Origin of the sequence: Flagellatimonas centrodinii (genome assembly GCF_016918765.2) — a bacterium.
Taxonomy (GTDB): domain Bacteria; phylum Pseudomonadota; class Gammaproteobacteria; order Nevskiales; family Nevskiaceae; genus Polycyclovorans; species Polycyclovorans centrodinii.
Map to the genome: position 1 here is coordinate 439,960 of NZ_CP092104.1, position 20,737 is coordinate 460,696.

General features: G+C 66.4%; 18 protein-coding genes and 1 other RNA gene. 3 read left to right on the top strand and 16 right to left on the bottom strand.

Translation table 11 applies throughout. The features are described from left to right. Positions 1-157 precede the first annotated feature (157 nt). The 16 genes from ftsA to rnpB all read right to left on the bottom strand — a co-directional run bounded on the left by ftsA (position 158) and on the right by rnpB (position 17,417). On the bottom strand, positions 158-1,390 hold the full coding sequence (gene ftsA, locus JN531_RS02150; RefSeq protein ID WP_228347213.1) for a cell division protein FtsA: 1,233 nt from the start codon (positions 1,388-1,390) through the stop codon (positions 158-160). Further along, positions 1,390-2,142: a cell division protein FtsQ/DivIB gene (locus JN531_RS02155; protein ID WP_228347214.1), complete on the bottom strand. Its 753-nt coding sequence runs from the start codon at positions 2,140-2,142 to the stop codon at positions 1,390-1,392. The genes ftsA and JN531_RS02155 overlap by 1 nt, the downstream gene beginning before the upstream one ends. Beyond that, on the bottom strand, positions 2,139-3,074 hold the full coding sequence (locus tag JN531_RS02160) for a D-alanine--D-alanine ligase (protein WP_228347215.1): 936 nt from the start codon (positions 3,072-3,074) through the stop codon (positions 2,139-2,141). The genes JN531_RS02155 and JN531_RS02160 overlap by 4 nt, the downstream gene beginning before the upstream one ends. Further along, complete coding sequence (gene murB, locus JN531_RS02165) at positions 3,071-4,033, bottom strand: UDP-N-acetylmuramate dehydrogenase (RefSeq protein ID WP_228347216.1); 963 nt, start codon at positions 4,031-4,033, stop codon at positions 3,071-3,073. Before murB ends, JN531_RS02160 begins: the two co-directional genes overlap by 4 nt. After that, positions 4,030-5,469 (bottom strand): UDP-N-acetylmuramate--L-alanine ligase, encoded by a 1,440-nt coding sequence (gene murC / locus JN531_RS02170; protein ID WP_228347217.1) that lies wholly within the window; start codon positions 5,467-5,469, stop codon positions 4,030-4,032. The genes murB and murC overlap by 4 nt, the downstream gene beginning before the upstream one ends. Continuing rightward, positions 5,466-6,524 carry an undecaprenyldiphospho-muramoylpentapeptide beta-N-acetylglucosaminyltransferase gene (gene murG / locus JN531_RS02175; RefSeq protein ID WP_228347218.1) on the bottom strand — a complete coding sequence of 353 codons (1,059 nt, stop codon included), beginning with the start codon at positions 6,522-6,524 and terminating at the stop codon, positions 5,466-5,468. Before murG ends, murC begins: the two co-directional genes overlap by 4 nt. After that, a complete protein-coding gene (gene ftsW / locus JN531_RS02180) occupies positions 6,521-7,678 on the bottom strand; it encodes a putative lipid II flippase FtsW (protein WP_228347219.1) in 1,158 nt (385 codons plus the stop codon). The genes murG and ftsW overlap by 4 nt, the downstream gene beginning before the upstream one ends. Beyond that, positions 7,675-9,048: a UDP-N-acetylmuramoyl-L-alanine--D-glutamate ligase gene (gene murD / locus JN531_RS02185; RefSeq protein WP_228347220.1), complete on the bottom strand. Its 1,374-nt coding sequence runs from the start codon at positions 9,046-9,048 to the stop codon at positions 7,675-7,677. The genes ftsW and murD overlap by 4 nt, the downstream gene beginning before the upstream one ends. Next, the gene (gene mraY / locus JN531_RS02190) at positions 9,045-10,130 is read right to left on the bottom strand and encodes a phospho-N-acetylmuramoyl-pentapeptide-transferase (RefSeq protein WP_228347221.1); all 1,086 of its coding nucleotides are present in this window, start codon (positions 10,128-10,130) and stop codon (positions 9,045-9,047) included. The genes murD and mraY overlap by 4 nt, the downstream gene beginning before the upstream one ends. Further along, positions 10,130-11,506 (bottom strand): UDP-N-acetylmuramoyl-tripeptide--D-alanyl-D-alanine ligase, encoded by a 1,377-nt coding sequence (locus JN531_RS02195; RefSeq protein WP_228347222.1) that lies wholly within the window; start codon positions 11,504-11,506, stop codon positions 10,130-10,132. Before JN531_RS02195 ends, mraY begins: the two co-directional genes overlap by 1 nt. After that, complete coding sequence (locus JN531_RS02200; RefSeq protein WP_228347223.1) at positions 11,503-12,990, bottom strand: UDP-N-acetylmuramoyl-L-alanyl-D-glutamate--2,6-diaminopimelate ligase; 1,488 nt, start codon at positions 12,988-12,990, stop codon at positions 11,503-11,505. The genes JN531_RS02195 and JN531_RS02200 overlap by 4 nt, the downstream gene beginning before the upstream one ends. Continuing rightward, entirely contained in the window at positions 12,987-14,726 is a 1,740-nt protein-coding gene (locus tag JN531_RS02205; RefSeq protein ID WP_228347224.1) for a peptidoglycan D,D-transpeptidase FtsI family protein, read from the bottom strand. The genes JN531_RS02200 and JN531_RS02205 overlap by 4 nt, the downstream gene beginning before the upstream one ends. Beyond that, a complete protein-coding gene (ftsL, locus tag JN531_RS02210; RefSeq protein WP_228347225.1) occupies positions 14,723-15,001 on the bottom strand; it encodes a cell division protein FtsL in 279 nt (92 codons plus the stop codon). Before ftsL ends, JN531_RS02205 begins: the two co-directional genes overlap by 4 nt. Then, positions 14,998-15,873: a 16S rRNA (cytosine(1402)-N(4))-methyltransferase RsmH gene (gene rsmH / locus JN531_RS02215; RefSeq protein WP_228347226.1), complete on the bottom strand. Its 876-nt coding sequence runs from the start codon at positions 15,871-15,873 to the stop codon at positions 14,998-15,000. The genes ftsL and rsmH overlap by 4 nt, the downstream gene beginning before the upstream one ends. A gap of 57 nt (positions 15,874-15,930) precedes the next feature. Further along, positions 15,931-16,374 carry a division/cell wall cluster transcriptional repressor MraZ gene (mraZ, locus tag JN531_RS02220; protein WP_228347227.1) on the bottom strand — a complete coding sequence of 148 codons (444 nt, stop codon included), beginning with the start codon at positions 16,372-16,374 and terminating at the stop codon, positions 15,931-15,933. Between the two features lie 675 nt (positions 16,375-17,049). Then, an RNA gene (rnpB, locus tag JN531_RS02225) (RNase P RNA component class A) lies at positions 17,050-17,417 on the bottom strand. Positions 17,418-17,504: 87 nt separating this feature from the next. On the opposite strand from rnpB, the gene JN531_RS02230 reads away from it, so the two are divergent. The 3 genes from JN531_RS02230 to acs all read left to right on the top strand — a co-directional run bounded on the left by JN531_RS02230 (position 17,505) and on the right by acs (position 20,734). Then, positions 17,505-17,930, top strand: a complete 426-nt coding sequence (locus tag JN531_RS02230; protein WP_228347228.1) for an SRPBCC family protein — start codon at positions 17,505-17,507, stop codon at positions 17,928-17,930. A gap of 4 nt (positions 17,931-17,934) precedes the next feature. Further along, positions 17,935-18,699, top strand: a complete 765-nt coding sequence (locus JN531_RS02235) for an ABC transporter substrate-binding protein (RefSeq protein WP_228347229.1) — start codon at positions 17,935-17,937, stop codon at positions 18,697-18,699. Positions 18,700-18,772: 73 nt separating this feature from the next. Continuing rightward, positions 18,773-20,734, top strand: a complete 1,962-nt coding sequence (gene acs / locus JN531_RS02240; protein ID WP_228347230.1) for an acetate--CoA ligase — start codon at positions 18,773-18,775, stop codon at positions 20,732-20,734. The last annotated feature ends 3 nt before the right edge of the window (positions 20,735-20,737 follow it).

The following is a 20,737-nucleotide window of genomic DNA, read 5'->3' on the forward strand; positions in this document are numbered from 1 at the left end:
TGCCAACACCGCGGCCCCGAAGGACGCGCGACCCACCTCATGCCTTGTTTACAAACGGATACTTCTCCACCGAATGATGATGATTCATCACAGTTTGTAAGTCAACATAAAAGCGGCATTAATTTAAGAAAAATCACACCTCGATCCTGAGGTTGATTCAGAAGTTTCCCGCCACCCATTCCTTGATGCGGCGGACCCAGTAACTCGGATGTCGTTCCTGCCCCGCGATGCTGCGCGGCGCTGCGCGGTGCCCATGCAACAGCAGCCCGACGGCGGTGGCGTAGCCGGGGTCGCGCGCGAGGTCATTAAGACCGCGGATGTTCTGCGGCAGACCAATTCGTACGGGCACTTCGAACACGGCCTCGGCCAGTTCCTGAACCCCGGGCATGGCGCTGGCGCCGCCGGTCAGCACAACCCCGCCACCTGCCACCATTTCGTAGGTCTCGGAACGCTGCAGCTCCTTGCGCAGGAAGCGGAAGATTTCCTCGTAGCGCGGCTTGATCACCTCTGCCAGGGTATGGCGCGACAACTGGCGAGCCGGACCATCGCCGACACCGCGGACCTCGATAACGTCACTGGCGGCGACCATTTCCGGCAGGGCACAGCCGTATGCAATCTTGATTTCCTCGGCAAATTGATGCGGTGTGCGAAACGCCACCGAGATATCGTTGGTCACCAGATTGCCGCCAAGGGCGAGCACCGCGGTATGGCGAACCGCGCCACCTCGGAAGACGGCGATATCAGCCGTCCCGGCACCGAGATCGACCATGCAGACGCCGAGCGTTTTCTCCTCCGGCAACAGCACGGCCTCGCTGGCAGCGAGGTGCGGGACGATCAGACGGTCGAGGGTCAGGTCACAACTTTCGACGCACTTGCGAATGTTCAGCTGGGCTGACTCGGAACCGCTGATCATGTGCACCCGCGCTTCCAACCGCACGCCGAACATGCCGACCGGCTCGTGGATGCCATCGCGGCCATCCACCATGTATTCCTGCGGAATCACATGAAGGATGCGTTGGTCGGCAGGGATCAGCACCGCGCGTGCGGCATCGATGACGCTTTCGACGTCCTTCTGCGTCACCTCGCGGCCCCGGACCGGTGCCACCCCGGTGGAATTGCGGCTCTGCAAGTGGGTGCCGGACATGCCGACATGCACCGACTGCGCGCGGCAGCCGGCCATCTGTTCGGCATTCTCGACCGCCCGCCGGATCGACTGCACGGTGGCATCGATGTTGACGACATCCCCGCGGTTGACCCCGCGGTTGGGCGCGCTTGCCTCGCCGACCACTTCGACCCCACCCTCGGGCATCACCTGGCCGATCACGGCCACGCATTTGGAGGTCCCGATATCGAGTCCAACCAACAGTTCCCGCTCATCACGTCTTGGCATCATTGTGCTCCTTCATCCGCCGCGGACGTGCGCCAGCGCACCGCGAATCCATTGGTGTAGCGAAGGTCGATGCGCTCGACCTCGGAAAGGCGGCCGGTGGTGACCCGGGCCACTGGCCCATTGAGCACCGGCACGCGCGACAGCGGGTCTTCGCGGCCGAACCGCACCGGCACCCCGGGGGCGATACGGCCGATCCACTCACCACGAACATCCAGGGACAGCCCGGTCAGCTCGAGGCCGGCGTCGGCCACCGCTTCCGCCAATCCCAGGTAGCGCTGCATGACTTCGGCAACAGCGCCTTCCGGGCCATCCAGTTGTGGCAACCCGGGCGGTACGTCCGACGGCCGCGGGGTGAACGTCGCAGCGGTGGTATCGACCAGCGCCTCGGTCCCCCAGCGCGCCATTGGTACCCGTTCCCAGATCCGGACATGCACACCGTCGGGCCACACCCGCTCGACTCGCGCCCGCGCGACCCAGGGCAGCGCCACCACCGCCTGCTGCAACTGCACCAGGTCGAGCTGCGAGATCGGTCCCTGCAATGCCTCGGCCAACGCCACCCGTACCTCGGCGGCGGTCACCCGGTCACCCCCGCCGGAGACGCTGAGGTGCGCGACTGGGCGCGCAGTCTGCTGCGCCGCCAACCACAACCCGCCCACCAGCACCAGCAGCGAGACCATCACCGCCCCGGCGTTTCGCAGGCGGTCCGGTGCAGGTAGCAGTCGGGCGGTGGGTTCCATAACGGCCGCGCTCACCCGCGCGCCTCCGTCATCGTGGTTTCCAGCAGGCGCCGGCACAACGGGCCGATCGCGATGCCGGCGGTGCGCGCAGCCAGCGGCACCAGGGAATGCGAGGTCATGCCCGGCAAGGTGTTCACTTCCAGCAGGAACGGACGCCGGTCGTCCGCCATCAGGAAGTCGACCCGCCCCCAGCCGCGACCGCCCAGCACTGCAAATGCCTTCAGGCTGAGGGCCTGCAACTCGCGCTCGAGCGCGGGGTCGAGGCCGGCGGGGCAGTGGTAGTGGGTATTGTCAGACAGGTACTTGGCGTTGTAGTCGTAAAACTCGCCATCCGGCTCGATGCGGATCAGCGGCAGCGCCTGGTCACCGAGGACGGCACAGGTGTATTCGGCACCCGGGACGAAGCGCTCTGCCAAGACCGTCTGACCGGTGGCCCCATCCCCTCGCGCCAGGGCCCAGGCAGCCGCCACTTCACCCGGCGCCCTGATCTTGCTGATGCCGACACTGGAACCATCGGCCGCTGGCTTGACGATGAGCGGATAGCCGAACGCCTCGGCAGCAGCGGCGAGGGCTTCGGCACTGTCGACACACCGCCAGTCGGCCGTCGGCAGGCCTTCGGCACGCCAAAGCCGCTTGGTCTGCAGCTTGTCCATTGCAAGCGCCGATGCCAACACGCCACAGCCCGGATAGCGAATCCCCAGCAGGTCCAGTACCGCCTGTACCGTTCCATCTTCCCCGCCGGTACCGTGAAGAACATTGAAGGCGTGACTGACGCCGAGTGACGGCAGCGCGAACAGCTCCGCCGGCGTCCGGACATCGACCGCCACCGTGTCGAAGCCCTCCGACTGCAGCGCCGCCAACACCGTCTCGCCGCTCCAGATCGACACCTGACGCTCGGACGACCAGCCGCCCATCAGCACCGCCACACGGCCAATAGCCGCCGTCATGACGCCACTCCGACGATGCGAACTTCGGTCTGCAACGTCACGCCATGGAGCCGCTGCACTTCGGCCTGCAGATGAAGGATCAGCGCCTCCACGTCTGCCGCGCGGGCGCCTGCCTCGGTGACGATGAAGTTGGCGTGCAGCGTCGACACCTGGGCGCCGCCGATGCGATAGCCCTTGAGACCGCTTGCCTCGATCAGCCGTGCGGCGTGATCACCCGGCGGATTGCGGAAGGTGGAGCCCGCCGACGGCTTGCCGACCGGCTGGGTGGCCTTGCGCCGCGCCAGGCTTTCGCGGGTGGCGCGCGCATCCTCGCCGTCGGCGTCGATGCGGGTACGGAATACCGCGCCGAGAAAACCCAGGGCATCGGCCGGCAGGGCCACGTGGCGATAACCCCATTCGAGGTCACTGGCCGCCAGCCACCGCACATCCCCATCACGCATCAACACTTCGGCGCGCTCAACCACCGGCCAAGTCTCACCGCCCCATGCGCCCGCATTCATCGCCAGGGCGCCGCCAACGGTGCCGGGAATACCGGCCATGAAGCCCAAACCGGCCAATTGACGATCACGTGCAAGCTTGGCCAGTCGGGCGCAGTGGACGCCGGCTTCGGCATATACATAGGGGGAATCGGGCGTCGGGAATCGGGAATCGTCGATGTCCCGGACTTGCAACGTATCCAGCGTGCCGTGCAGGGCGATGACGGTCCCGCGCCACCCACCATCACGGACCAGCAGGTTGCTGCCGAGACCCAACCAGAGCACAGGCTCGGTGATCGGTAGCAGACGCACGAAAGCGAGAAGGTCATCGCGATCGGCCGGCTGAAAGAACTGTTGTGCCGGCCCGCCAACCCGCCATGACGTGTGCTTCGCCATCGGCTCGTCCAGAAGGATCTGCCCCCGCACATCGGGCCAGGATTCCCGGTTATCGATGCCCACCTCGCGGCTCTTCGCGACAGTCATGCGCCACCCCGGAACCGCTGTTGCAGCAGAGCGGGAAGACCGCCGATATCGCCGGCGCCGAGGGTCAACAACACGTCGCCGTCGCGCAGCAGCGGCTGCAGGGTATCGGGCATCTCGGCGACCCCGTGTACCAGCACCGGCTCGACCCGACCGCGGGCCCGGATACCCCGCGCCAGCGCGCGACTGTCAGCGCCCTCAATCGGCATCTCGCCGGCCGGGTAAACATCGCTCAGCACCAAAGCATCGGCTTCCGCCAGCACGGTCGTAAAGTCATCGAAAAGATCGCGGGTCCGGCTGTAGCGGTGAGGCTGGAACGCCACCACCAGCCGTTGCCCCGGCCACGCCGCCCGCATGGCTTCGAAGGTGGCAGCGATCTCACGCGGGTGATGCCCGTAGTCGTCCACCAACTGGACGCGACCCTGCGGCAGCATCAGCGGCTCATGAACCTCGCAACGCCGACCGACGCCTGCGAATCCGCGCAGGGCGCGCTGCATCGCTGGAACATCTGCCCCCAGCTCCTGCCCGATGGCCAATGCCACCAGCGCATTCTGGACGTTGTGTCGCCCAGGCAGATTGACGTGGAATGAGGCCTCCTGACCGTCGGCGAAACGGGCAACGAAATCGCTGCCGTTGCCACTCGCCTGCAAGGCACTGGCACGGACATCGGCATCCTCGGCAAAGCCATAGGTCACCACCGGCCGTCCGATCTTCGGCATCAGCGCCCGAACCTCCGGGTCATCCACGCACAGCACCGCCAGCCCGTAGAACGGCAACCGGTGCAGGAACTCGAGGAAGGTCGCGCGAAGGCGCTGGAAGTCACCGCCGTAGGTCTCCAGGTGATCCGCGTCGATGTTGGTCACCGCGGCCAGCATCGGCGTCAGGTGCAGGAATGACGCATCGCTTTCGTCCGCCTCGGCCACCAGACAGGCGCCCTCGCCCAGCCGGGCATTGGCGCCGGCACTCTTGAGCTTGCCGCCGATGACATAGGTCGGATCGAGCCCGGCTTCCGCCAGCACGCTGGCGACCAGGCTGGTGGTGGTGGTCTTGCCATGGGTACCGGCGATGGCGATGCCGTACCGGAAGCGCATGAGTTCCGCCAGCATCTCGGCGCGGCGCACCACCGGAATGCGGTGTGCCCGGGCATAGACCAACTCCGGGTTGTCCCGCTGCACGGCGGTCGATACCACCACCGCGTCGGCACCGACGGTGTTGCCGGCATCGTGACCGAAATAGAGCCTGGCCCCCAGCGATTGCAGGCGTTCGGTGGCAGCACTGGCCTTGAGATCGGTGCCGGTAACGGTATAGCCGAGGTTCAGCAGCACTTCGGCAATGCCGGCCATTCCGGAGCCGCCGATTCCGAGCAGATGGATGCGACGGATGCGCCGCATTGGCGTCCGCATCAATTGTGGCAGACCGCTGCCATTGCCCTTGATCATGACCCCACCCCCTCGGCCTCGATCACCGCCACGATGTCGTCGGTCGCCAGCGGCCGCCCGGCACGGCGGGCGGCATCAGCGCGCCGCGCCAACCCGGCGCGATCCAACCCTTGCAGCCACGCTGCAAGCGCATCGATATCCAGCGTCGCCTCCTGGATGCAATCCGCCGCGCCGACCGCCACCAGGGCCTGTGCATTGGCAGTCTGATGATCGTCCACGGCATGAGGGAACGGCACCAGTAGCGCACCCAATCCGGCGGCCGCCAGCTCTGCCACCGTTGACGCCCCTGCACGGCAGATGACCACGTCGGCCCAGTCATAGGCTGCAGCCATGTCATCGATGAATGGGGTCACCTCGGCATCCACGGACGCCTCGAGATATGCCGCACGTGCCACCTCGACCGTGCGCCCACCTTGATGACGCACCTGCGGGCGCTGCGCGGCTGGCAATCGCGCCAGTGCCGCAGGCACCCGTTCGTTCAGTGCGCGCGCGCCCTGACTGCCCCCCACCACCAGCAAACGCAATGCGCCCATGCGACTGGCAAATCGGGTCGCCGGCAACGCCAGTCCGGCCACCGAGGCACGGACCGGATTACCGACCGTCTCTCCGTGGGGCAGTGCGCCATCGAAGCCCTGCAGTCGCCGGCGCGCCCAACGCGCCAACACCCGGTTGGTCAAACCGGCGCGCGCGTTCTGTTCGTGAATGATCAGGGCGGTGCCGCGCAGGCGGGCGGCGACACCGGCAGGCCCGGCGACGAAGCCGCCCATCCCGAGGACCACAGCCGGACGTTCCTCGGCGAGGATCCGCGCGGCCGCCCGCACCGCGCGCCACAGCCGCAGTGGCGCCATCAACCAGCCTGCCAGGCCCTTGCCGCGCAATGCAGTGATCCGCATTTCACGAAACGGCAGACCGGTCGGCGCGATGGCCCGCGACTCGAAGCTGTCGGGGTTGCCAAGCCAGACCACCTCGTGCGCACGCTGACGCAGGCGTTCGGCGACAGCCAGTGCCGGGTAGACGTGGCCGCCGGTTCCACCCGCTGCAATGACGATCTTCATCGCACCCGCTCCTTCGCCGACGCACGGTTTTCGTAATCGACCCGCAGGATCAACCCAAGCATCGCCAGCACGGTGATCAGCGAGGAGCCGCCGTAGGACAGCAGCGGTAGGGTCAGCCCCTTGGTCGGCAGCAGCCCCATGTTGACCGACAGGTTGATCAGCGCCTGCAAGCCAATCCAGCCGGTAAGGCCATAGCAGAGGTAAGCGGCGAACCTGGCGTCGCGCTGCTCGGCGGCTCGGGCGATGGCGAAGCCACGCCAAACCACCACCGCAAACAGTGCCAGGAGCGCGGTAACCCCGATCAGGCCGAACTCCTCGGCGAGGATGGCGAAGATGAAGTCGGTGTGCATTTCCGGCAGATACAGCAGCTTCTGCACGCTATTGCCCAGACCAACGCCGGCCCACTCACCACGTCCGACCGCAATCAGCGACTGTGCCAGCTGCCAGCCCCCGTTTTCGACATCGGCCCAGGGATTGGTGAAGCTGAGAATGCGACGCATGCGATAACTTTCCATCATCGCCACCCCTGCCAGCCCGACGGCAGCAATGGTGATCAACCCCAGGTAATAGGTCACGGGCGCGCCGCCCATGAACAGCATCAGGAAGGCCACGGCGAACAGGATGGCGGTGGCGCCGAAGTCCGGTTCCGCCAGCAGCAGCACGGCCGGAATCACCAACAGCAACACCGGTTTGGCCAGCCCCTTGAAGCTGTGCTGCACCTCGACCTGGCGGCGCACGATGTAGCCCGCCAGATACAGAATCAACGCCAGTCGCGCCGGCTCCGAGGCCTGCACCCGGATGAAGGGCAGATCGAGCCAGCGACGGGAGTAGTTCACTTCAACCCCGATGCCGGGAATCAGCACCAGGGTCAGTAACAGCAGGGCCAGACCGAACAGCAGCCAGCTGCTCTGTTCCCAGACGCGCACTGGAAGACAGTACAGCGCGAAACCGACGGCACCGCCAAGTCCGATGAAGATCAGCTGACGCCAGAAAAAGTGGAACGGGTCGTCGTAGACCTTTTCGGCATGTGCCACCGAGGCCGAGGCGACCATGATCAGGCCCCAGACCATCAGCGTGACGGCGGCCAGAACGAGCGCGCCATCAATACCGTAGCGCGTCCGCGGCAATTGCAGGGGCATGGCGAGATCGGTCATGCCAGCGCCTCCACCAGCTGCTCGAAGCGCTCGCCGCGTTCGATGTAGTTGTGGAACTGATCGAGGCTGGCGCACGCCGGCGACAGCAACACGGTCGCCCCGGGGGTGGCACGCGAGTGCGCGGCCGTCACCGCCGCCTCCAGCGTCAGGACTCGGGTCACCGGGACCTGCGCACGGACCGACGCTTCAATCACTGCAGCATCTTCGCCAAACAGGTAGGCGTGCCCATTGCGTTCATTGAGTGCCAGGCCCAGCGGGGTGAAGTCCTGGCCCTTGCCCTGACCGCCTCCAAGCCAATGGATTGGCGCCGGCAGCCCCTTGATGGCAGCGAGCGTGGAACCGACATTGGTACCCTTGCTGTCATTGATATAGCGAACCCCTCGCAGCTCACGCACCAGACGACAGCGATGCGGCAGGCCAGCGAAGGTTTGCAGTGCGGCACGACTGGCGTCTTCCGGCAATCCCACGGCATCCGCCAGCGCCAGCGCGGCAAGGGCGTTCGCCGCGTTGTGGAGGCCGGCGATACGCAGTGAGGCATGCGGCATCAGGGGGGCGGCGCCGCGACACAACCAGGCATCCGCCGCCGACCCGCGGATGCCGTAGGCGCCGTCGGCAGGGGTATCAAGCCCGAAGGAGATGACGCGAACATCGTCCGGCAGCTCGGCCGCAGCTGCCATCACAGCCGGGTCATCGCGATTCACGACGGCGGTTCCGGTATTGCGAAAAATACGCGCCTTGGCCGCAGCGTATTGCGCCATGGTGCCGTGCCGATCGAGGTGATCCTCGGAGAGGTTCAGATACGCCGCGGCATCGCACCGCAGGTGATCCGTGGTGTCCAGCTGGAAGCTCGACAGCTCGAGCACGTACAAGTCGATACCGTCGGCCAGCAGATCCAACGCCGGGGTCCCGAGATTGCCGCCCACGGCCACCCTGCGGCCGGCTGCACGGGCCATCTCGCCCAACAGCGTGGTCACCGTGCTCTTGCCATTGGACCCGGTGATGCCGACCACACGGGCCGCCGGCGACACCGCCCGGGCGAACAGCTCGACATCGCCCACCACCGGCACGCCGGCTGCGCGCAGCGCAACGACGAAAGGCTCCCGCAGATCGATGCCGGGTGACACCACCGCCAATGCGAAATCCGCCAGTGGCCGCGACACCGCAAACGCGCCGAGACTGAAGGTTGCCTGCGGATACGCCGCGCGCAGCGCGTCGATGCCGACCGGCGCGGCCCGCGAATCGGTCACCGTGACCCGGGCGCCCTGCGTCATCAGGTACCGCAATGCCGAGGTACCCGACAGCCCCAATCCCACCACCAGTACGGGCTGGTCGCGGTAAGGCTCAGCGAGCGTCTGGCGGGCAGCGTTCATCGCAGCTTGAGACTCGAGAGACCGATGAGGACAAGGATCAGAGTGATGATCCAGAAGCGCACGATGATCTTCGGTTCGGGCCAACCCTTGAGTTCGTAGTGATGGTGCAAGGGCGCCATGCGGAAGATGCGCTTGCCGCCGCTGTACTTGAAATACCCCACCTGCAGTGCCACCGAGACGGTTTCGGCAACAAACACACCGCCCATGATGGCCAACACGATTTCCTGCCGCACCAACACGGCCACCACCCCGAGGGCGGCACCGAGCGCCAGAGCACCGACATCGCCCATGAACACCTGCGCCGGATAAGCGTTGAACCACAGGAACCCCAACCCAGCGCCACCGATGGCGGTGCAGAAGATCGCCAACTCACCAACCCCGGCGATATAGGGGATGCCCAGATACTGGGCAAACTTGACGTTGCCTGAGGCATAGGCAAAGACGGCCAGCGCCGAGGCCACCAGCACGGTCGGCATGATCGCCAGGCCATCGAGGCCGTCGGTGAGATTGACCGCGTTGGAACTGCCGACGATAACCAGATAACTCCACAACACGAAGAAGCCGCCGAGCGGCAGCGCGACGCCCTTAACGAAGGGGAAGATCAGGGTGGTCTCGACCGGTGTCTGCGCGGTGACGTAGATGCCGATCGCGGTAGCGAAGCCTGCCAATGACAACCAGAAGTACTTCTTGCGCGCCGGCAAGCCCTTCGGGTTCTTGTGCTTGATCTTGATGTAATCATCGACAAAGCCGACCCCACCGAAGGCCAGCGTCACCAGCAGTGCGAACCACACGAAGCGATTGCCCAGATCGGCCCACAGCAGGGTGGCGACACTGATCGCGGCCAGAATGAGCACGCCGCCCATGGTGGGCGTGCCGGTCTTCTTCAGGTGACTCTGCGGGCCGTCATCGCGCACCGGTTGCCCGAACTTGAAGCTGTACAGCCGTTCGATCAGCAATGGACCGAAGGCGAACGAGAAGATCAGCGCGGTCAATACCCCCAGCACGGCACGGAAGGTCAGGTAACCGAAAACATTGAAGCCGGTGACGTATTGCGTCAGATACTCGGCGAGTGCGTAGAGCATCAGTGAACCCCTTCCTGCACACCGTTGACCGGCGCGCCCGTCAGGGCCGCCACCACCTGCTCCATCCGGGCGGAACGGGAGCCCTTGACCAGCACCGTGACATCCGCGCCCGGCGTCCCCACCGCCGCCACCGCAGCCGCGGCATCCGGCAGCCATTCGGCGCGGGCACCAAACCCTTCGGCAATGCCCCGCGCCGCGGCACCCACCGCGATACAGCGCTCGATGCCGTGCTCGGCAACATAGGCGCCGATCTCCCGATGCAGCGCGGCACTGTCACGCCCCAATTCCGCCATGTGGCCGAGCACCGCCCAGCGTTGGCCGGGTTGCCGCGATAGCCAGTCCACGCCAGCCCGCATCGACGTGGGGTTGGCGTTGTAGCTGTCATCGGCAATACACGCGCCGGCGGCGGACGTGAACAACTTCAGCCGCCCTTGGGTCAGCTCGACCCGGCCGAGCCCCGCCGCAATCTCGTCGACCGCCAGACCGAGCGCGCAGCCGGCCGCAGCGGCGGCCAGCGCGTTCATGACGTTATGCTGTCCCGGCAAGGGCAAGCGCACCCGTGCGGAGCCCTCCGGGGTGACCAGGGTGAACGTGGTGCGTGTGGCGTCCAGCTCCACTTCCACGGCCTGAACATCGGCGCGGCAACACAGGCCGAACTGGATCTGCGAAGCCGGCCCGGCCAGCTCGCGCCACAGCGGCGCAAACCGGTCATCGGCGTTGATAATGGCCAGACCGGCCGGCCCGAGTGCCGCAAACATCTCGCCCTTGGCATGGGCAATGCCCTCGCGAGAGCCGAACCCTTCAAGGTGCGCATCACCGGCCTGGGTGACCACTCCGATCTGCGGTTGCGCCCATCCGCAAAGCTGCGCGATTTCACCCGCGTGGTTGGCGCCCATTTCAATGATGGCGGTCTGCTGGGTATCCCGCAGTCGCGCCAGCGTCAGCGGCACGCCGATGTGATTGTTGAGATTGCCCTCGGTGGCCAGCACCTCACCGCGGATGGCACAGACCGCAGCCAACAATTGCTTGGTGGTGGTCTTGCCGTTACTACCGGTCACACCGATGACCGGCCCGGCGTAAGCCTCGCGGCAGGCGGCACCCCACTGTTGCAGGGCCAGCAGCGTGTCGCTCACCACCACTTGCGGCAGGTCGATCGCCACCGGCCGCTGCACCAGTGCGCCCACGGCGCCGGCAGCGGCCGCCGCCTCGACATAGCAATGGCCGTCCTGCTGACCCCCGGTCAGGGCTACGAACAGATCGCCCGGTGCCACCTGCCGGGAATCGATAACGAGTCGACTGAAGCGCGCGTCGCGGGTGGGGGGCGGCGCCCCGACCGCTTGGCTCAAGCGACTGAGAGATGGCGTCAGGGTGCTCATGCGCGGGCCTCCAGCCCCAGCAGCTCGGCGACAAAGGCGCGATCGCTGAAGGGCACTTTCGTGGTACCGATGATCTGTTGGGTCTCATGGCCCTTGCCGGCCACCAGAACCACGTCGTCAGGCCCGGCGGCAGCGACGGCGGCGCGAATGGCAGCACCACGGTCGTGTTCGACGGTGAGATCAGGGGCGCCAGACCCCTGTGCCACGCCGGCAAGAATCTCTTCGACAATCGCCAACGGTGATTCGCTGCGCGGGTTGTCGTCGGTGATAAACAGGCGATCGGCACCACTCGCCGCAGCCGCGCCCATCAATGGCCGCTTGCCGCGGTCGCGATCGCCGCCACAACCGAACACCACTGTGATCCGTCCGCTGCAATGCTCGCGCAAGGCGCGCAGTACCTGCATCAGTGCCGCGGGGGTATGCGCGTAGTCCACCACCACCAGCGGCTGGCCGGCGGCACGGAATCCTTCAATCCGGCCCGGCACGGTATCGGCCTCGGACAGCGCATCCGCGATGTCGTCAAGACGCAGTCCACCGACCCGCAGCGCAGCCGCCGCAGCCAGCAGGTTGTAGGCATTGAAGCGGCCCAGTAGACGGCTGGTGACGATGGCACTGCCTTCCGGCCCCTGCAGCCGCAGCGTGAGGCCGTCAGGACGCAGGGCGAGATCCCGTCCGACGAGGTAGTCGCCCCCGGACGGAATCTCCCCTTCCAGCCCGTAGGTCAATACGTCGGGGAACGCATCGAGCCAGCGCCGGCCCCAGGTGTCGTCACGGTTGATCACCGCCACCCCGCGGCAGTAGCGGGCAAACAACGCCCGCTTGCTGTCGACGTAGGCTGCCTCGGTACCGTGGTAATCGAGGTGGTCACGGGTGATGTTGGTGAGCACGGCGACGTCGAAACGCATGCCGGCGACCCGTCGCTGATCGAGGGCGTGCGACGACACCTCCATCGCCACCGCACGAATGCCCGCGGCAGCGTGACGCGCCAGCTCCGACTGCAGGGTGACCGGATCGAGTGTGGTGTGGGTGGTGACGGCGAGCGTCGGCAGGCGCCCCGTCCCCAACGTGCCGAAGTAGGCGCAGGGTCGCCCCAGGCGCTCAAGCGCCTGTGCGGTCAGCCAGGCGGTCGAGGTCTTGCCGTCGGTGCCGGTGATGCCAACCGTGAACAGTTGATCCGCCGGACGAGCGAAGAACCGCGAAGCAATTTCACCGCTGCGGAGCGCCAATTCCGGAACCGCCACTGTCGGCACCGGCAGCGAACGCATGTCGACATCGGGTGCCGGCTCCCAGGCCACCGCTGCGGCACCCCGCTGCAGGGCATCGTCGACGAATGCCAACCCGTGACGGCCGGTAACGCCCTGCGCCGCCAGAAACAGATCGCCAGGCATCACGCGCCGCGAGTCGAGGGCGATACCGGTGATGTTCACCGCCGGCGCCGACTCGGCGAGTCCCTGGAGCAACTCTGGCAGCGCGACCTGATTCATGGCGCCCCCCGAGCGGGGCCCAGCCCTGCGGTCTGGGTCGGTGGTGGCTGCGGTGCATCCGGCGGTACCTGCAGCAGCCGCGCCGCGCCCTGCATCACTGTCCCGAACACCGGCGCCGACACCAATCCGCCGTAGTAGGCGCCAGCATTGGGCTCGTCGATCATCACGATGCCGACAAGCCGCGGCTGTTCCACCGGGACCATGCCGACGAACACCGCCTGATGTCGGTTGACGTCGTAACCGCCGGTGGCCGCGACCTTGCGCACGGTTCCGGATTTGCCCGCCACCCGATACCCCTCGATGGATGCCTGGATGGCCGTGCCATCGACCGACACCACATGCTCGAGCAGATGGCGCACGGATCGCGCAGTTTGCGCCGACAGCACGCGCTGCGGTGGCGGCCGTACGCCACCGTCCAGCAGCGACAACTTCGGCATCAGGCCGTCATTGGCAACGGCGGCATAGGCCCGCACCAAATGCAATGCACTGACCGACAGGCCGTAGCCATAGGACGCGGTCGCCGTCGCGATCTGGCCCCATTCGGTGAAATGCCGCAGCACCGGCGCTACCTCACCGGGAAACGCGATATCAACCTGCTCACCCAGCCCGAACCGGGTGTAGCCAGCCCAGACGTTCTCGGCCCCCAGGGCGAGGCCGATCTTGGCCGCACCCACATTGCTCGATTTGGCCAGCAACCTGGCCATGTCGATCACCCCCTGCGGATGGTGGTCGCGCACCGTCAGTGCTCCTACCTTGAGGAAGCCCGGGGTGGTATCGATGTTGCTGGTGGGCTGATACAGGCCCAACTCGATGGCCTGCGCCACCAGCAATGGCTTGAGGGTGGAGCCGGGCTCGAACCCGTCGGTCACCGCCCGGTTGCGCACGCCCACGCCATCGCCGCGTGCTTCGAGGTTGTTGGGATTGAACCCCGGCTGTGCCGCCATGGCGAGGATGTCACCGGTGTGGGCATCCACCACCACCATGACGCCGCCCTTGGCCTTGTTCTTGGCGACTGCCGCCTTGAGTTCGCGATAGGCCAGGTACTGGATGCGCAGGTCCAGCGTGAGCTTGAGCGTCTCACCAGCGCTGGCGGGAATGAACTCCAGACCATCCTCGATGACCCGTCCGGTGCGATCACGGATGACGCGGCGCTTGCCCGCAGTGCCGGCCAACCGCGATTCGAGTGCACGCTCGACCCCTTCCAACCCCTTTCCGTCGCGGCCAGTGAAACCGACCACCTGCGAGGCCACTTCCCCCGCCGGGTAGTAGCGGGCATAAGCTGGCTCGGAAAACACCCCGGGCAGGCCCAGGGCCAACACCCGCTGCGCTTCCGCCGGGCTGATCTGCTCCCGCAGGTAGACGAACTTGCGGGTCTCGCGGGCCTTGAGAAAACCCTCCAGCTCAGCAGGCGAGCGTTCCAGAACGGCAGCGAGCTGGGTCATGCCCTCGGGCTTGGCGAGCACCGCCGACGGCACGGCCCAGATCGATTCCACCGGCGCCGACAGCGCCAACGGTTCGCCGCGACGGTCAAGTACGGCACCCCGATGACCGGGAATCGCCAAGGTCCGGATCTGCCGCTTGTCACCTTCGCTGCGGAGAAAGTCACGCTCGACCACCTGCAGGTGAAAAGCGCGACCCAGCACCACCAGCACGCCCATGCCCAACACCCCCAGCACGAAGGCCTGCCGCCAGCGCCCGACCACGCGCACCGCAGGTTTGCGGACGGCGCGACTCATCGGGGCGACTCCAGCGGCACGATGACGTAATGGCGAGGCTCCACCATCTTCAACTGCTCACGGGCGATCCGTTCGACCCGACCGTGATGGGCCAGGGTCGCCTCTTCGAGCTGCAGCTGGGCCCATTCCATTTCCAGGCGCTCCCGCTCCCGCCGCAGGTCGTCCAGCTCCGACACCAGTGCCCGGTTTTCGTGCTTGGTCCCCACCACCGACAACGCCGAGACCACCACTGCCAGCAGCAGCCCCAACGGCAGCAGTGCCGAAAACCGATTCATGGCAGACGCTCGGCGGTACGCAGCACGGCGCTGCGGGACCGCGGGTTGCGGGCAGCCTCTTCCGGCTGCGGAAACTGTTTGCGCAGCACCCGGATGATCGGCTGCTCGAGCCGCGCCTGGGCCCGCAGGTAGCGCTTGACGATGCGGTCTTCCAGGGAGTGGAAGGCGATCACCACCAGTCGCCCGCCCGGCGCCAGCAGGTTCAGGGCTTGCGGCAGCGCCTGCTCCAGCACCGCCAGCTCCTGATTGATGTGGATGCGAATCGCCTGGAAGGTTCGGGTCGCCGGATGAATGCTGCGTGATCGCGGCCCCGGCACGCCCGCCACCAGCTTGGCCAATGCGGCGGTGCTGGTGATCGGCTCCGCTGCGCGGGTCTCGACCACGCGCCGGGCAATCCGCCGGCTGTTGCGCTCTTCGCCGTACTGCCACAGCACGTTGGCGATCTCTTCGGCATCCGCACGTGCCAGCCAGTCGGCGGCCGAGGGGCCCGCGCCCGGGTTCATGCGCATGTCCAGCGGCCCGTCGTGGCTGAACGAGAAACCGCGCGCGGCCTCGTCCAGCTGCGGGCTGGAAACCCCAAGATCCATCAGGATGCCGTCGACCGGCTTGCCGCCCGCCAAACGCGCGCTCAGGGCGGCGAAGTTTGCATGGTGAACGCGCACCCGCGGATCATCCGCAAAGCCTGCGCGGGCATGGGCGATGGCGGCGGGGTCCTGGTCGAAAACGTCGAGCACACCGTCCGGCCCCAGTTGCGCCAGTATCGCCGCGCTGTGTCCGCCGCGGCCAAAGGTGGCGTCGACGTAGCGACCGTCGGCCCGAAGGTTCAGACCCGCGAGTGCCTCGTCGAGCATCACCGGCAGGTGGCTCGACATGGCGTCAGTCGCCCCAGTGGGTCGGGCGGAAGTGGCGGTAACGCGCATACCGCGGCCTCACCGCTTGAGCGCCCGGAAGGCGTCCTTGAGGGTGGGGATGATGCTGTCGGGGCCGTCGCCGTACATGGCGGCCCACTTGTCTTCAGCCCAGAGCTCGAAGCGATTGATCTGGCCGACCAGCACCACCGCATTGTCCAGGCCCGCCTGGCGCCGCAACAGCGACGGCACCCCGATCCGACCCTGCTTGTCGAGCTCGCATTCCACCGCGCGACCGACGAACGCCCGCTTCAGCAGCTCGGCATGCTCGCGGTTGTCCATCAGCTCGATGGATTCGCAGATGGTGCGGAACTCGGGAACCGGGTAGAGCTCGAGGCAAGGCTCGTAGCCCATCGTCAACACCAGTTGGGAACCACAGGACTGGTCGAGCGCATGGCGAAAGCGGGCAGGCACCGCGAGGCGCCCTTTGTCGTCGATCGTCAGTTGATGCGACCCGGCAAACACCGATATCCGTCCTCGTGGGTGGCGTGTGGAAGGTACTCCACATTTCTCCACTTATTCCCCTGAGGAGGGACTATAAACCACCCCCTACCCCACCGCAAGCCACTTTTCTGCATTTTTTATTGACAGAACAAGGCCTTAGCGCCGACACGACCGATCAAGGAGGACATCAGGAAAAACATAGGGTTAGCGCGCAAAGTTAAAGTAGCGCGGGGGTCGTCGCTGCCGATGCATATCCCCGCCGTCATTGCGCGCCCGCGCCCTTCCCATCGTTGTCATTGCGAGCCTGCGCCCTTCCCATCGTTGTCATTGCGAACCTGCGCCCTTCCCGTCGTTGTCATTGCGAGCCTGCGCAGCAGGCGCGGCAATCTCATCCGGTGAGCGCGATGCCACAACAGTGAGATCGCCGCGGGGCTACGCCCCTCGCGATGACAGTGTCAGCAGCGTCCGCCGCTGGTCCTCCCCCCTTACAGGGGGAGAGGGGGTTGGCGTCGCCATTTGGCGACAACATGCTAAGGGTGGGAGCCAGCCTATAAGCCGCGCGGCTACTGACTGTCGAGAACGATCATTCCCACCCACGATGGCCGGAGGTGAGAAGGTGGGAGTCAGCCTGTAAGCCCCGCGGCTACTGACTGTCGAGAACGATCATTCCTGCCCACGATGGGCCGGGGGTGAGAAGGTGGGAGTCAGCCTGTAAGCCGGGTTCTGTCGAGAACGATCATTCCTCTAGGACGGCCGTCACCGGACGCCTCCAGCAACCTACCCGGAAGGACGCGCGGGCCACGCGCTGTGGGTTGCCCCACGCCCTTCCCTATTTGGTCTTGCTCCGAGTGGGGTTTGCCGTGCCGGTCTGTTACCAGACTCGCGGTGCGCTCTTACCGCACCGTTTCAGCCTTGCCTGATCTCCTTGCGGAGCCATCGGCGGTCTACTCTCTGTTGCACTTTCCGTCGCCTCGCGGCGCCCAGGCGTTACCTGGCACTCTGCCCTGCGGAGCCCGGACTTTCCTCCCCCGTGTTGCCACGGCGGCGATCGCTCGGCTGACTCCCGCGCGCAGTGTACTCGCTCCAGCGCCCCGGGCCGGGGCGCGAGCCTCTACACTGGCGGCATTCCCCCACTGCAACGGAGCCCGTTCATGCATCGCATGGCCCTCGAAGTCGACATCAACGCCTCACCCGAGGCGGTCTTCAACTATTTCGCCGACCATGAAAAGTTCGCGGGCATCTTCGGCGGTAGCTGCACCCGGGTGAAAGACGGCGAGGACGAACCCAACGGTCTCGGCTCGACCCGCCGCATCGGCCCCGGGCCGCTGTCGTTCGACGAAACCATCGTCGTTTTCGACCGTCCCGAAACGATCCACTACGCCATTACCCGTGGCAGCCCGCTGAAAAACCATCTCGGGCGCATCCGCTTTCTGAAAACGGACCGCGGCACCCGTGTCGACTACGTCATCACCTTTGAGTCGAAGGTACCGCTGCTTGGCGGCCTGGTGTCACGATTGTTGAAGACTGCCTTTCTGCGCGGCATCCCCAAGGTGGAGCGCGCACTGCAGGGGCAGTAAGCCCGTGCGGGTCGTCAGCCATACCGCCTCCAACACCGAGATTGTCTGTGCGCTCGGCTGCGCGGATCGGCTGGTGGGGGTGGATGCCGACTCCGACTTTCCCCCTGCCGTGGTGCAGGCCCTGCCGCAACTGGGGCGGGATCTGCAGCTGGACGTACCGGCGGTGCTGGCACTGAAACCCGATCTGGTGCTGACGTCGCTCACCGTGCCCGGCCACGAAACCGTGGTCGACCAACTGCGGGCGGCCGGCTGTCCGGTGCTGATCGCCGATCCGGTCTCACTGCAGGACGTGTTCACCAGCATCCGCGACATCGCCGCAGCGCTGGGCGTCACGGCACGCGGCGAGGCCCTGGTGGCTGAGATGGAGGCGGCCATGCCGCGGGTGGCGCGCCGGCGTCGCCCGCGCATTCTGGTGGAATGGTGGCCGAAACCGGTGATCGTGCCGGGGCGTGACTCCTGGATTACCGACCTGCTGGACCGCGTGGGTGCGGTCAATCCGCTGGGCACCGAAGCGCACAAGAGCCGCCCGCTGGAACCCGGCGAAGTGGCCTCGCTGGCGCCTGAGGCCGTGGCAATCAGCTGGTGCGGCGTGCCCGAGCACCAACTGCGCCCCGCCAATGTCATGCGCAGGGCCGATTGGGCCGACACCCCGGCCGTGCGCAATGGCCGCGTCGCCGCTATCACCGAAGCCTATCTGGGACGGCCTGGTCCGCGGCTGGTACAGGGCTACGCGAACCTTCGACGTTTGGCGGACGCCATCGACGATTGATCCCGCTATCCTTCAGGCAACCGTCCATGGTCAGCGCCATGACCCACAAAAAGAGCCGCCCGGAGGCAGAAGCATGAGCAACATCGAGTCCGTCCTTACCGAAAAGCGGGTATTCCCGCCGGACCCCGCCTTTGTCGCGAAAGCCCGGTTCAACGCGGACCAGCTGGGGGCGCTGCGCGCCGAAGCCGCTCAAGACCCCGCCGCGTTCTGGACCGAACTGGCCCGTAAGGAGCTGGGCTGGCAGACCCCGTTCACCGTGGGGCTCGACGAGACCGACGCCCCAAACTATCGCTGGTTCAGCGACGGCAAACTGAACGTTTCCGCGAACTGCATTGACCGCCATCTGGGCGAACGCGGCGATCAAGTCGCGATCCGCTTTGAAGGTGAGAAGGGCGATGTGCGCCTGCTCACCTACAAGGAATTGCACGCCGAGGTCTGCAAGCTGGCCAACGCCCTCACCGCGCTCGGGGTCACCAAGGGTGACCGCGTGGTGATCTACCTGCCGCATTCGGCGGAAGCGGTGATCGCCATGCAGGCCTGCGCGCGCATTGGCGCCATCCATTCAGTGGTATTCGGTGGCTTTTCCGCCGCTGCCCTGCGTGATCGCATCGAAGACACCGGCGCCCGCCTGCTGATCACCGCCGACGGCGGCCATCGCGGCGGCAACATCGTCGAGCTGAAAAAGGCGGCCGACGAGGCGCTGGCCAGCGGCTGCAAGACCATTGAGAAGAGCATCGTGCTGCAGCGTACCGGCCACGACATCGCCATGCAGGCCGGGCGCGATCTGTGGTGGCACGATGTCGTCGCCGATCAGCCCCCGCACTCCGACCCGGTGTGGGTAGAGGCCGAGCACCCGCTGTTCCTGCTCTACACCTCCGGCTCCACCGGCAAGCCCAAGGGCATCCAGCATTCCTCCGGCGGCTATCTGCTGGGCGCGATGATGACCGCGCGCTGGGTGTTCGACCTGCAGGCGGGCGACGTGTTCTGGTGCACCGCCGATGTCGGCTGGATCACCGGCCACAGCTATGTCACCTACGGGCCGCTCGCCAACGGCAGCACCATCCTCATCTACGAGGGCGCCCCCACCGTGCCCGACGCCGGTCGCTTCTGGAAGATCTGCCAGGACCACGGCGTCACCATCTTCTACACGGCCCCCACCGCCATCCGCGCGCTGATGAAGGCCGGCGATGAATGGCCCGCCCAATACGACCTCAGCAAGCTACGCCTGCTGGGCAGCGTCGGCGAGCCGATCAACCCCGAAGCCTGGATGTGGTACCACCGCACCATCGGTGGCGAAAAGCTGCCCATCGTCGACACCTGGTGGCAGACCGAAACCGGCGCCATCATGATGAGTCCGGTGCCGGGCGCCACGCCGACCAAGCCGGGTTCCTGCACCCAACCCCTGCCCGGCATCCTCGCCGACGTGGTGGACGAGGCCGGCAACCCGGTCACCGGCACCGAGGCCGGCGGCTATCTCGTCATCACCCATCCGTGGCCGTCGATGCTGCGCAGCATCTGGGGTGACAACGAGCGCTATATCAAGACTTACTGGGGCCAGTTCAACAATAAGTACTACGTCGCAGGCGACAGCACCCACCGCGATGCCGACGGCTACTACTGGATCATGGGCCGGGTGGATGACGTGCTGAACGTCTCCGGCCACCGCCTCGGCACCATGGAAGTGGAATCCGCGCTGGTGAGCCATCCGCGTGTGGCCGAGGCTGCCGTGGTGGGCCGCCCGCATGAGGTCAAGGGCGAGTCGGTGTTCGCCTTCGTCACCTGCAAGGGCGCACGTCCGCAGGGCGACGATGCCACCGCGCTGGTCAAGGAACTCCGCGACCACGTTGCCAAGGAAATCGGCGCCATCGCCAAACCGGACGACATCCGCTTTGCCGACAACCTGCCGAAAACCCGCAGCGGCAAGATCATGCGACGTCTGCTGCGCGCCATCGCCAAGGGTGAGGAAATCACCCAGGACACCTCAACGCTGGAGAACCCCGGCATCGTTGCGCAACTGCAAGGCCGTGAGGGGTGAGGG